Source organism: Pseudomonas synxantha BG33R (assembly GCF_000263715.2).
Taxonomy (GTDB): Bacteria; Pseudomonadota; Gammaproteobacteria; order Pseudomonadales; family Pseudomonadaceae; genus Aquipseudomonas; species Aquipseudomonas synxantha_A.
In genome coordinates this window covers 6,216,511-6,229,110 of the sequence record NZ_CM001514.1, presented here as the reverse complement: position 1 = coordinate 6,229,110, position 12,600 = coordinate 6,216,511, and the positions used below count along the sequence as shown (strand labels likewise).

The 12,600-nt window shown below is 59.1% G+C and carries 10 protein-coding genes; 4 read left to right on the top strand and 6 right to left on the bottom strand.

The window, feature by feature from the left end:
* Nucleotides 1–258: 258 nt before the first annotated feature.
* Nucleotides 259–1,584 (top strand): type II toxin-antitoxin system HipA family toxin, encoded by a 1,326-nt coding sequence (locus tag PSEBG33_RS00305; RefSeq protein ID WP_032803756.1) that lies wholly within the window; start codon nucleotides 259–261, stop codon nucleotides 1,582–1,584.
* Nucleotides 1,581–1,859 (top strand): helix-turn-helix domain-containing protein, encoded by a 279-nt coding sequence (locus PSEBG33_RS00310; RefSeq protein ID WP_005792558.1) that lies wholly within the window; start codon nucleotides 1,581–1,583, stop codon nucleotides 1,857–1,859. Before PSEBG33_RS00305 ends, PSEBG33_RS00310 begins: the two co-directional genes overlap by 4 nt.
* Before the next feature lie 3 nt (nucleotides 1,860–1,862).
* Here PSEBG33_RS00310 and PSEBG33_RS00315 read toward each other — a convergent pair whose 3' ends face one another.
* Both PSEBG33_RS00315 and PSEBG33_RS00320 read right to left on the bottom strand, forming a co-directional pair.
* Nucleotides 1,863–2,633, bottom strand: coding sequence for an amino acid ABC transporter permease (locus PSEBG33_RS00315; protein ID WP_005792557.1), 771 nt, complete (start codon nucleotides 2,631–2,633; stop codon nucleotides 1,863–1,865).
* On the bottom strand, nucleotides 2,630–3,451 hold the full coding sequence (locus PSEBG33_RS00320; RefSeq protein ID WP_005792556.1) for an ABC transporter substrate-binding protein: 822 nt from the start codon (nucleotides 3,449–3,451) through the stop codon (nucleotides 2,630–2,632). Before PSEBG33_RS00320 ends, PSEBG33_RS00315 begins: the two co-directional genes overlap by 4 nt.
* A 114-nt stretch (nucleotides 3,452–3,565) precedes the next feature.
* Here PSEBG33_RS00320 and PSEBG33_RS00325 point away from each other — a divergent pair, with 114 nt between their 5' ends.
* Nucleotides 3,566–4,468 (top strand): homocysteine S-methyltransferase family protein, encoded by a 903-nt coding sequence (locus PSEBG33_RS00325; RefSeq protein WP_005792555.1) that lies wholly within the window; start codon nucleotides 3,566–3,568, stop codon nucleotides 4,466–4,468.
* A gap of 43 nt (nucleotides 4,469–4,511) precedes the next feature.
* Here PSEBG33_RS00325 and PSEBG33_RS00330 read toward each other — a convergent pair whose 3' ends face one another.
* Genes PSEBG33_RS00330 through PSEBG33_RS00340 form a run of 3 tightly spaced genes read right to left on the bottom strand, consistent with a single transcriptional unit; the run spans nucleotide 4,512 to nucleotide 6,275 of the window.
* Nucleotides 4,512–5,183, bottom strand: coding sequence for a GNAT family N-acetyltransferase (locus tag PSEBG33_RS00330; RefSeq protein ID WP_005792554.1), 672 nt, complete (start codon nucleotides 5,181–5,183; stop codon nucleotides 4,512–4,514).
* Between the two features lie 10 nt (nucleotides 5,184–5,193).
* The gene (locus tag PSEBG33_RS00335; protein ID WP_005792553.1) at nucleotides 5,194–5,640 is read right to left on the bottom strand and encodes a GNAT family N-acetyltransferase; all 447 of its coding nucleotides are present in this window, start codon (nucleotides 5,638–5,640) and stop codon (nucleotides 5,194–5,196) included.
* On the bottom strand, nucleotides 5,637–6,275 hold the full coding sequence (locus tag PSEBG33_RS00340) for an FMN-binding negative transcriptional regulator (RefSeq protein ID WP_005792552.1): 639 nt from the start codon (nucleotides 6,273–6,275) through the stop codon (nucleotides 5,637–5,639). Before PSEBG33_RS00340 ends, PSEBG33_RS00335 begins: the two co-directional genes overlap by 4 nt.
* Nucleotides 6,276–6,362: 87 nt before the next feature.
* Here PSEBG33_RS00340 and PSEBG33_RS00345 point away from each other — a divergent pair, with 87 nt between their 5' ends.
* A complete protein-coding gene (locus PSEBG33_RS00345) occupies nucleotides 6,363–7,901 on the top strand; it encodes a PLP-dependent aminotransferase family protein (RefSeq protein ID WP_005792551.1) in 1,539 nt (512 codons plus the stop codon).
* Between the two features lie 19 nt (nucleotides 7,902–7,920).
* Here PSEBG33_RS00345 and PSEBG33_RS00350 read toward each other — a convergent pair whose 3' ends face one another.
* Complete coding sequence (locus PSEBG33_RS00350) at nucleotides 7,921–12,528, bottom strand: dermonecrotic toxin domain-containing protein (protein WP_005792550.1); 4,608 nt, start codon at nucleotides 12,526–12,528, stop codon at nucleotides 7,921–7,923.
* Nucleotides 12,529–12,600: the final 72 nt, after the last annotated feature.

Sequence of the window (12,600 nt, the reverse complement as noted above, 5' to 3'; positions counted from 1 at the left end):
GGTCGGGAATGTAGCGGGAGCGTGGGGCGATAACTGTCAGGCCATTGACCGCTGGTTTGCGGGAGTTGTCTTTAGTCAGGTGCGATTAAAAACTTATCTGCCAGTGGCCAAACTGTGGTGCTTGTTTCGCTACCGCGCCTATTGGTTCTACGCATTTTAATGCAGATTAAAAGCTGGGTTTGCGCTAAAGTATGCACTATATTGCATATTTAACGTCTGATATGCGTAGATAAACGCATTAACTTGCAGGTGCGAACCATGCTCCGTCTGACCTTACAAACCTACGTCGAAGGCCATTGGCGGGATGCTATGTTTCTGACTTTTGATACACCGCAGCAAGGTTTTGAAAGCCGATGCAGTTTTGGCTATGACCAGCACTACTTGGTGGAACATCTTGAGGACATGAGCCGCCTCTTCGACAAGGCTGTTAGCGCCAGATTTCCTCTGGAATGGGGAGGTAATAGAGCCTCATGTGCTCCCGCTTTTGTGCATGACCTCGCCCCTGCGGGGGCGGCTAAGCGTTTTCTTATGGCGCGTGTGGGTCGGGAAAAAACGGATGACATAAGCGCAGATCTATTTCTGCTGATGCGCAGCACGCCCGCTCCCATCGGTCACATGCGCATCAAGGAGTCGATTGAAGCCTTGGACATGCGACCCCCCATGGGATTTGAGCGCCATGACGTGGTCCAGCGCGACAGCCGCTTTCTTGAATACGCCTATGAGCAAGGAGCGGCCATCGGTGGTGCGACAGGTGCGGGCGGTGAGGCGCCCAAACTGCTGCTGACAGAAAACCAACAAGGTTTGCTGTACCCGGATGCCGTGCTGGATGATCAACAGGTTAAACAACATTGGTTTGTGAAGTTTGCGCGCAATAAAGGCACGCAGACGGATCAGGATATCCTGCGTAGTGAATACCACTATTACAAAGCTCTGCAGACCTTGGGCATGGATACCGTAGCTGCCTCAGGGCTGGCTCTGGAAGAAGCGAGCAAGCCGAGTGTGTGGATGCACCGCTTTGATCGACAGGTCACTGCCCAAGGCGTTCAGCGTTACGCGGTGGAATCAATTTACTCATTGGCGGGTGTCACCGTTCCCGGCAGTGCCATGGCACATCGTGAAGTACTTGAGTTGTTGATTGGCTTGTGGCGAGAGGCGGGTCAGTCGCACGAGGTGCCAGCCCTGGTCGCTGAATACCTTAAGCGCGACCTGTTGAATAAAATCCTCGGTAACTCGGACAATCACGGCCGTAATACATCGATTATCCGCGAAGCGAACACCCTGCGCCTCGCACCTATATACGACATGGCACCCATGGTAATGGACGACGAAGGGGTTACGCGCAGTACCAAGTGGCCTAAAGAGCTGGAGCGAGCAGGGGAGGTGGATTGGCGAGGGGTTTGTGACAGTCTGGGTGACCTTGTCGACAGCCAGAAGCTATTCGAAGATCTCAGGGTGATAGCGCAACAGCTATCGGCGTTGCCGGACATTCTGAGCACCAGTGGCTTGCCGGCAGTCACCATGAATCACCCTGCGATCGCCTTGAAGAATTTGCCGCGACGTCTTAAAGAATGGGGGCTGACATGAGCCGCAGCGTTGAAGAGCGAACCCTGCTGATCGAAAGCATTCAGACCTCCCTCGCCGATGGGACATTGGAACTCGCCGAGGCTGTACGTCGCCTGCGCACCGAAGTTACGGGTTTGCACCAGAGTCAGTTTGCCAGAATGTGCAAAATCTCTGTGCGCACCCTCGTTCACATCGAACACGGCGAGGGCAATCAGACCGTGAAATCGCTTAACGCGGTCTTGCGACCTTTCGGTATGCAGATGGGCGTGGTCAAGTTGCGACGCAACAGATCTTGAGCTTCAGCCGCGCCGCACATACCCCTTGCCGAAATGCCGCTCCATGCGCGCCTGGATCAGCTCCAGTCCGAGTGAAAGCACCCAGTAAATGATTGCCGCCGTGGTGAGCATCTCGATGTAGCGGTAGCTGGAGCGGCCATAGGACTGTGCCAGGAACATCACTTCCCATACTCCCATCACCGAGACCAGCGACGAGTCCTTGAGCATCGAGATGAACTGGTTGGTGGCCGGGGGGATGATGGTGCGCATGGCCTGGGGCAGGGTGACGTGCCAGAAAATTTCCCGGTCACGCATACCCAGGGCCAGCGCGGCCTCGCGTTGACCATGGGGCACGCCGAGGATGCCGGCGCGGAAAATCTCGCTCAGGTAGGCACCATAGTTCAGCGACAACGCGATGATCCCGGCGACGATGGCGCCCGGCACCAGGCCCAGTTGCGGCAGGCCCAGGTAAATCAGCAGGATCTGGATCAGCAGCGGCGTGCCACGAAAGAACGAGGCGTAGAAACTGGCAATGCCAAACGCCACCGCGCTTTTCGACAGGCGCCCCAGCGCAGTGATAAAGCCCAGCACCGATGACGCAAGCATGGCGCACAGGCACAGGAACAGCGTCAGCGCCGCACCTTGCAGAAAACCGTTGGGCGCCAGGTGCAGGCCGACCAGGTTGGGCAGCTTGTCGAGAATGATCGAGAACTTCAGGTCAAAGCTCAGGAAGAAACTGGCAAACAGGGCGAACAGCGCCGCCCAGGTCAGGTAAAGCCGTATGCGAAAACTCATTGGCTGATGTCGGCGCCGATCCATTTTTGCGACAGCTTGCTCAAGGTGCCGTCCTGTTTGAGCTGGGCGAAGACCTCACGCACTTTGCTGTCCCACTGCGCGTCGCCTTTCTCGATGGCCACCGAGTTGGGCTCCGAATACAGCGGTGCGCCGGCCAGCTTGAAGCGCTTGTCCTGGGTCAAGCGCGGCTGCGCGGTAACCAGGTTGGTGAGGATTGCGTCCAGGCGCACGCCGGCGCCCAGGCCGAGGTCCTGGAAGGCCACGTTGTCGGTATCGTACGGGGCGATCTGCACGTCTTCGAACGGGTACTGCAGCTGCGTGTCTTCGGCGCCTTCGATGACCAGGCTCTTGTTCAGGTAACTCTCGTAGCTGGAGGCGCTGGTGAGCCCGACTTTCTTGCCGCTCAGGTCCTTGGCTTCGTGGATGCGATCATCCTTGGCGTTGACCACGATCACCGCGGGCGAGGCGTAATACTCAACCGGGAAGTCGAACACCTCGGCGCGTGCCTTACTCGGGGTCATGGAGCAGATGCAAATGTCATAGCGCCCGCTCCAGCGGCCAGCGGCAATGACGTCCCATGAAGGGGTTTCCAGGCGCAGCTTCACGCCAAGCTTTTGCGCCACGGCCTTGGCCACATCCACATCGAAACCGTCGAGCTGGTTCTGCTCGTTGAGAAATGAAAACGGCGGGTAGCTTTCCATCAGCACGCCGACCAGTTCCTTCTTCTGCTCGATACGATCCAGCGTGGCACCGCCAAAGGCTTGGGTGGAAGCAGCCAACATCGTCAGGCCCAGGGCCAACAGCGGTCTGAATTTCAAAATCGAACACCTGAATAAAAAAGAGGTTGTTATTAACCGAACGGTACGCATTAAATAGTTATAAGAACGACTCTCATAGTGAGTTATTTTCATAAGCATATGAGTAAAAAGCATATGGGCGCAGCACGCACAGTAATTCTCGATGGTGGCATGGGCCGTGAACTGCAACGCCGTGGCGCGCCGTTCCGCCAGCCGGAGTGGTCGGCATTGGCCTTGAGCGAAGCGCCGCAAGCGGTGGAGGCGGTACACGCGGCCTATATCGACAGCGGTGCCGACGTGATTACCAGCAACAGCTACGCGGTGGTGCCCTTTCATATTGGTGAGGCGCGCTTCGCCGCCGAAGGCCAGGCGCTGGCCGCATTGGCCGGTGAGTTGGCGCGACGGGCGGTGCAGGCGTCCGGCAAGGCGGTGCGTGTCGCTGGCTCCTTGCCGCCGCTGTTTGGCTCCTACCGGCCCGACTTGTTCCTGCCGGAGCGGGTCAGCGAGTTGCTGACACCGCTGGTGCAGGGCCTGGCACCTCACGTCGACCTGTGGCTGGCGGAAACCCAGAGCTCAATCGTTGAAGCGCGAGCGATTCATGCCGGGCTGCCGCAGGACGGTAAACCGTTCTGGCTGTCGTTCACCTTGAAAGACGAAGACACCGACGACGTACCGCGCCTGCGCTCCGGCGAACCGGTAGCGGAAGCGGCCGAGGCGGCGGCGCAGTTGGGTGTGCAGGTGTTGTTGTTCAACTGCAGCCAGCCGGAAGTGATCGGCGCGGCGATCGATGCCGCGCGGGAGACCTTCGAGCGATTGGGCGTAGCGATTCAGATCGGTGCCTACGCCAACGCCTTCCCGCCGCAACCCAAGGAAGCCACGGCCAACGATGGCCTGGACCCGTTGCGCGACGACCTCGACCCACCGGGTTACCTGCATTGGGCTGCTGATTGGCAGGCGCGTGGCGCCAACCATTTGGGTGGGTGCTGTGGCATCGGGCCGGAGCATATTGCGGTGCTGGCGCAGCGCCTGACCAACTGATCCACCGCAGATTAAAGTGTGGGAGGGGCGGTGCGAGTGAGATCTAGATCCGGCAGTCGGCCAGCGTTTTCAGCTGGCCCGAACCACTCTGGTTCGCCTCAGACAACCAGGCCTCAAATCCCGCGCCCACTTTGGGCCATTCCGAATCCAGGATCGAATACCACGCCGTATCCCGGTTCTGCCCCTTGACCACCATATGCTGGCGGAACACCCCCTCAAAACTGAACCCCAATCGCTCGGCCGCATACCTGGAGCGCGCATTGCTGTTGTTGCACTTCCACTCCAGGCGGCGGTAGCCCTGTTCGAACGCGTACTTGGCCAGCAGGTAAACCGCTTCGGTACTTTTTGGCGAGCGCTGCATCGGCGCGCCGAAGGTGACGTGGCCGATTTCAACGCGGCCTTGGGCTGGGACGATGGACATCAGGCTGAGGATGCCCTGGACCTGACCGCTCGCGCGGTCGATCACGCTGAAAAAATACGGGTCGCTATGGGCCGCATGGTTGTTCAGCCAGGTATCAAAGGCGCCGCGCTCGGGAAACGGGCCGTAGGGCAAATAGTCCCATAGCTTCGGGTCAGCACCGGGCCCTTGTAGGGCTTGCCACAGTTGATCGCCGTGGCGCGCCGGGTCGAGTTTTTCCAGGCGGATAAAGTGTCCTTCAAGCAGTTGAACCGTGGGTGACGGGACGCCTTTCCAGTCGGCGAGGGAAGTGGACATGCTGGGCTCCTTAAAGACCTTGGCGAAATTGGATGAAACCAGGGCGTTCGGCGATGCGTTCGTAGAGTTGGATCGCGGTGGCGTTGGTCTCGTGGGTCAACCAGTGCACTTTGCAGCAGCCATCGGCCTTGGCGGTGGCGTAGACGAACTCGATCAGCTTACGACCCACGCCGGTGCCGCGTTGGGATGGATCCACTAAAAGATCCTGCAGGTAGCACGAGTTCTCGATGCTCCAGTTGGAGCGATGATAGATGAAGTTAACCATGCCCACCGCCTTGCCGTCCTGCCAGGCGAGCGCCGAGTGGGTCGGCTCGCGAGCGTCTATCAGGCGTTGCCAGGTGCTTTGGCTGATGGCGTCCGGTAGTTCGGTGTTGTAGAACTTCAAGTAGGCCAGCCACAACGGTAGCCAGGCGGCGTGGTCCGCGGCGGTGACTTGGCGGATGTCGATCGGGGTCATTCTGCAACTCCTTGGGGAATGAAACGGGCGAGATTCTGGTCGCGCAGATCAGCGCTGCCGGCCAGGGCTTCACGTACGCCGGCCATATCGGCTGCGCTGCGGTTCTGGCTGAGCTTGCGTTTGCCGACCAGGCGGTCGATAGGCAGGGCAAAGCCAACGATGGCCTTGAGCATCGCGTCGATGTAGTCGTCCGGCGCGTCGCCGACGGCCCAAGGTTGGGCGCGGCCGCGTTCGTGGTGATCAGTGAGGGCGCCGACGACCTTGAGTAATCGCTCGCCGTCGCTGAACACCTCGGCCTTGCCGTAAGCGTGCACGGCGAGGTAATTCCAGGTGGGCACCACTTTGCCGTGCTCAGCCTTGGAGGGGTAAAACGCCGGGCTGACATACGCCTCGGCGCCAGCAAAGATGACCAGTGCTTCACTGCCGTTTTGCAGGTCGCGCCACTGCGGATTGGCTTTGGCCAGATGCCCATAAAGCGTACCGTTGGGTCCTTCGTCGGGATTGAGCAGCAACGGCAGGTGGCTGGCCTGCAGGCCGTTTTCACCCACGGTCACCAACTGCGCAAGGCGCGTGTGCTGGATCAGTTGCTGGATTTGGGGCAAATCATCGAGGGCGAAGGCGCGAGGTGTGTACATGGAAATTTTCCTTGGCGAATGCCTGCATCCTAGGCAGGCTAATGGCTCGTTGTAAGAGCCATCTAGCCCTCATTTCATAGGTCCAATATGCCGCCCCTCATCCCCTCGATGTCGTTCGACCCTGCTGGCATCGAGTTGGATCGCCGCCAGGGCCTGACACGCCAGCTGTACGATGCGCTGCGCCAGCGCGTGCTGGATGGGCGACTGGTCAGTGGCACGCGCTTGCCTGCCACCCGTGATATGGCGGCGGCGTTGTCGATCTCGCGCAACAGTGTGGTACGCGCCTACGATCAGTTGTATGCCGAGGGGTTTATTGAAAGCCGGGTGGGAGACGGCACCTACGTCTCGCAGCTGCCCACAGCAAAAAAACTATCCACAAAACTATCCACAGGGTTTTCAACAGGCTTACCCACAGCCTTATCCACAAATCGTCTGGATAATGCGCGCACTCAGGCCAGTGAAGTTATCCACAGTGTTGGCCTGGACAGGGTCAAACATAATCATTTGGTTCAGCCTCCTTGTGGTCCGCCGCGGGCTTTTCGGGTGGGGGTACCGGCCTTCGATCTATTCCCTTTTGAGGTGTGGGCCAAGCTCAACGGGGCGTTCTGGCGCAAGCCGGACCTGGCGCAGTTGTGCTACGGCGACCCGGCCGGTGACCAACGTCTACGTGGCTTGATCGCCGCTTACCTGCGCACTGCGCGAGGTCTGCAGTGCACGACTGAGCAAATAGTGATCACCAGTGGCGCACAACAGGCAATCAGCCTTTGTGCACAGTTGCTGGTGGAGCCTGGGGATGGCGTGGCAGTGGAAAATCCGGGTTATCGCGCGGCAGGCCATGCCTTTGCGTTGGCAGGTGGCCGATTGCATGGCGTGCCGGTGGATGGCGATGGTATTGACTGCGAGGTCTTGAACCGCCTGAAGGATTGCCGGGTGACCTATGTCACGCCGTCCCATCAGTACCCGTTGGGCGTGGTGATGAGCCTGGCGCGGCGCCTGGAGTTGCTGGCCTGGGCCGAGCGTACTGGCGGCTGGATCGTCGAGGATGATTATGACGGTGAGTACCGTTACACCGGTGCGCCCCTGTCGCCACTGGCAGCGCTGGATCGCAATGGTCGAGTGCTGTACGTCGGCACCTTCGGCAAGGTGGCATTCCCGGCTTTGCGCCTGGGTTACCTGGTATTGCCGCCGGGTCTGGTAGAGGCCTTTACTCGGCGCCGCGCCGTGGACATGCGTCATTCCGAAGTCAGCACTCAGGCCGTAATGGCCGAATTCATGGCGGCGGGGCATTTCCAGCGCCACGTCCGGCGTATGCGCCGTGCGGCCCTGAGCCGCCGCAACGCTTTGTTGGTCGGCTGGCCCAGCGAACTGCCAGGCGTCGGCGCCTTGCCTAGCGTTGCGGCAGGCTTACACCTGACGGTGCGCGTGGACAGTCTGGCCCGTGAGCAAGCGCTGCTTGCCCAAGCCCGCGCGGTGGATGTCGAGATCAACGGCTTGAGCGGCTACTGGCTGGCAGATACCGGCCCACCATCGGACCAGCGTGCCGGACTGGTGCTGGGGTTCGCTGCCGTGCCTGAGGCGGCCATCGCACAGGCGCTGGCCCGCTTGCGTCGGGTGTGGCTGGCTTGAATACGATCCGGCACTGAGGTTACTTCACTTTGAAAAACAACCGCTGGGCCTGGTCCCGGTTTATTTCGCTGAGGTAGAACGCGGTTTTTTGCTGTTCGTTGAGGCCGTCAAGACTGTCGGCATCTACTCCCCGGGCGTGCTCTTGCGGGGTTTTCAGGCGCCCCCTGAGAAAAGCCCTGGCGGGCACCCATTCGGCCGAATAATGGAAGTGTGCATACCACAGCACAGTTTTATCACTGCGGTTACTCAGGGTGTACTCATCCAGGTAGACCTTGACAGGCCCTTTGAGCCGGCGGCGCTTGACGGTTCTCTTGATTACGATCTCGTTGTTTTGCTTAAGCCATTCCACGCTACTGATGGTGGGTGGGCGTTTCTTGATCATTTGCAGTTTCTGGCGAGCCGCCTCTTGATAGAGTGCCTGCGCCGCTTCGCCCAGTTGTTTGTTGACCAGAGCCGCAGAGCCCCCGTTGCTCTCGGTGGAGTTGCTTTGGGTCAGGGCCTGCTCAATGTTTGCAGAGGCCTGTTCCAGTTTTAACGCGTGCTCGTGGTACAGCCATTCGATGCCAGTAGCGCTGCGCTCCGGTTTGATCGCCTGTTGGCCAGTGCGCTGCTTGAAGGCCCCCAACCCGTCCAGAAGCTTCTGGGCCAGGCTGATACTGGTGGCGACGTCCAGAATAGTGGTGGTAGTGGTGGTCTCGACGGGATTGACGTGCTGCACCCACACACCTGGGGTTTTTTCGTGGAAGGTCGCCATGATCTGCTGGTTGAGAGGAGAGATGACATCCACCATGCCGGTTTCATCACCGGCCTCTGTCAGTCGTGGTACTCCCACCAATACCCCGTTGTAGCGCGTGTGAATGATTTTTTGCTTTGCTCTTGGCGGTGTTAAAGGCGGCGTCGGGCGGCTTCTGAGCGTGTCCCTATCCGCGTGCAGCAGTTCCAGGCTACCTAGGGTTTCGCGGTAGAAATCGCGGATTTTTTCGCGCAGGGTCGTGATACGTGCAGGCAGCGCTGCGTCAGGAAACTCGTCGGGGAAATCCTGCAGGCGTTCGTCGATGATCTTGAACTGTTCGACCAGGCTGCCAAGGGTTTCGATGCGTTCATCCAAGCGCGCCTGGCTACGCTCCATCGACGTTTCATGCAAGGCCTGAATCGACAGGTTGGCGGTGTCGACGATGGTGTCAATGGCACTCCAGGCTGACGAGGCTGTGGCGATGCTGTCGCCGTCCAGGCATAAGTTGCGCGCCAAAGACACTTGCAAGGCCCTGAGGTCGCGGGCGGTGTAGCTTGGCAATTGACTCCGGTAGTTGCGAATTTGCTCGAATCCCAGCTCACCCAGCGCTTTGAGTTGGGTAAGCCGCGATTGGCTGTAGTTCAGGCGCTGGATCATGTCCTGGCTCAATTCGCTCATGATGCGGGCATCGTCGATATGACGTTCCTCTGGATGGCTGATTTGATGTTCGACCTGGTCCAGCACGGTTTTGAGTTTAGGTGTGAAGGCGACTTGCGCTTCGGTGATACCGGTCCGGGTCAGCTCCAGTTGGGCGTTCACGTAGCGGATTGCGTGTTGCTGATAGTCCGCGCTGGGCGAGAACGTATTCAATATCTTGAGCTGTTGCAGTGCCTTCTCGTAGTCGCTGCTCTGGCTCTTGAGTTTTTGCAGGTAGGTTTGGCGGCTGACTTCGGATGAAGTGGATGACGCGGTGTCCGACATCGCCAGATGGGCCTGCTGCAACTCCAATTGCGCAGTGGGTTTGTTTTGTTCAAATAGCGTCAGGCGTCTTTTGGCTTCTATCGCGTTGATCTCAGCTTTGGATTTTGACTGTTCCTGCAGCTGCTTGGAACCGGCGCCGCGCAGGCGCAGACGAGTGTCGATGAACCATTGGCCCTGAGCGTTGTGAATCAACGCAGGTCCTGTTCGACCGGGCTGCTTCGGGTCGATGATGACTACCGCTTCATCTTCACCGGCACTGACCTCAAACCAGCGTTCCCCCACAGGGGCGTAGTACTTTTGTGCCTGATGAAAGAGATGCTGGTACTGGTTTTTTGCGGTTTGCGCCGCGCCGAGGCCTTGCGGTTTGCTGACCTTGAAGCTGTCGAGCACGGTTGCGAGTTCGCTGGGTATGCGCTTGATTGCGCCGCTGGTGTGCAGGTGCGGTAAATGTGTGGCCGGCAACTCCTTGGTCAGGGTCACCTCTTGTTTGATCGTGACCTGCTTTGTGCTGGTCGCTTTGGTCAGCTTTGGCGTGGTCTTGCGTGGGTAGCCGGTACGGTGGCTGCGGCTGGCGGCGTGCAACGTGATCGCCATGCCGAGGTTCAACAGGACATCGGTGAGTGCCGACCACTCGGCTTGTTTTTCGTCGTGGTCATGCGCTTGCACAAAGGTTTGCAGCTGATCGACCACCTGCCAGATCCAGGCGCCCGTGCCGATGGTGCGCCCCAGAAACGGCAGCACCCCATTGAAGATCACCCAGCCTGCGTGTTTAAAGGTCGCCCAACGGCTTTCGGCGTTGGACACCGATTGGCGGTCGGCCAGTTCTATCAGGGCCTGGGCATTGGCCTTGAACATTGTGGTGAATCGATCACCATTGAGTACTTCGGTGCCCAGGGTCATTGGCCCGCTCATGGTCCATAGCTTGTCGGGCTCCACCAGGTACTCGGCGACCGCCCAAGGTGAAGGCAGCGAGCCGGGAAATACATAGTTGGTATAGTCGCTGCGGACCGCATCCGGCAGCCAGGCCAAGACCGACTCGCACAAGCTGCTCGATTGCGCGATCGTATAGATGAGGTTGGCCGGCGACGGGAACTGCATCAGGGCCGGCGTGAACAGCGGCCGGTACAAAAGGCATGGCCCGGCCGCCGGGTCTTCGGGGCCTATCACGTACATGTTGGCGACCGTGTCCACAGAGGTATCCGTGCGCCGGGTGGGCACGAAGGCCAAGGGCCTGAGTACGATGGTTTGCCCGTCCACTTTGCTGTCAGTGGCCTTTTCTTGCATCACGGCGGTCACATAACGGTAGCCACGCTCGTCAATGTTGTCTTCCTGGCGGATCTTGGCCTGCAAGGCCTGCATCGGCAGTTGGATACGCAGGTGTTGGCTATATAGCGTATTACGGCGTGCAGATTCCCGAGTGTCATCCAGCAGCTTTTCCTTGATCAGCGCAGGGTAGGTACGGCCAATATCGGCATCGGTGGCCAGCGATTCAAAATAGGCAGGGGTCATCCACTCAGGCAGGTTTGAACCATTGCTGGTCTTGACGACTTTGTTACCGACGGGCACTGCAATCAGGTTTTGCAGGGCCAGTTCAACCAGGCTGAACCTGTTGCTCTCAACCTGGCCCGGGACGACGAAAGTGCCCCACACGACCGGGCTCTCTATTTGCAGGAAGATCTTCTCCAAGGGCAGGTTAGTGCTATCCGGGTGGTCCTTGATCACCTTTGCCTTGATGACCTTCAACGCGTACGCCTCGATAGTAGGGACGTCGTCCAGGAACGACCGACCGGCATTCTGGTTATGCAGCGCGGCGAGGTCTTTGAGGTGCCGAGCATAGAAATTCGAGTCGCTGGGTGAAGCATTTGTCAGCCAGTCGGGCATCTGCTCGCGGTACCAGGCCAGATCCGGGCTGCTTTGCGCAGGCGGCGGGGCAGCAGCAGGTGGCGTGCCCAGTGCCATATCGACGTTGTTGGTTTTGCGCAGGTCGGAGAAGTCGATTTCAGCGATGGTATCGATCTGCAATGACACCAATGCACAGGCTTGGTGATCAAAGAAATTGCCATCCGGTTCAAACAGACGCCATTGGATTTGCGGGTCCGTGACAGAGCCCGACAGGTGCGCGGGCAAGGATTGGCCCAGGAGCTCCAGCGAAGGAAACTTTTCATAACCCTTGAGCAGCGAATGCGTGAGGACTGTGGTTTTGCCTTCGTGTTCGCCGATCAATACCGCGATGATCACATCATTGACGTGCTTGACCTGCCCTTCATCGTCGACTCGGTCGATATCAACCAGGCAAGCCCTGAGCTTGTAGAGGTCGTTGCCCTTTCTGTCGGCTTTGTCGGGGTGAGTGAACAGGGCGCGAGCCATGGCACACTCGGTGGCGGTCCAGTCATCGGCGGCCTCGACATTCCACACCGTGCGCAGCAGGTTCGACAGCTCGTGCCAATGTGGGCCGCTGCCGTTGGTTTGATTCCAATAGTTGATCGTTTGTTGCTGATAGGCCCGCAGCATCGAGGGCGCCAGTTGGTTGATGGTCTTGGCGATTTCATTCACGCGCACGGGCAGGTGTACTGCCGGCTCGATGATCGGTTGCTGCGTGAGAAAGTGCTCGCCCTGAAGGTACAAGATCGGCACCGCCAGCACTGCCTGCCTGGCAAGGATGTCACTCAGAGCCTGGTACTCGGTGGGGCCGGCGCTGACCCGGTCGTCATCCAGGTTCCAGGTGGGCGTTGCGAGCATGACGGTGTCCGGGTCGATATCCAGCGTCGGGTACTGCTCCTGTAGCGCCTCGCGCAGCAGCAGGGTTGCAGTCTCCCTGAACGAAGGACCTGTAGAGAATTGGGTGAGCAGCGCTATGCGTGCATCCTGACGTGATGTGTTCGAGGGCGTGGTCGTTGAAGCGGGGGCGTTCATGGTGAGGCTTCCCTGTCTGGCCGTTTGGTGGAACCAGCCCTGAGGTCAAGGCTAGAAATTTCCATGCTAGGG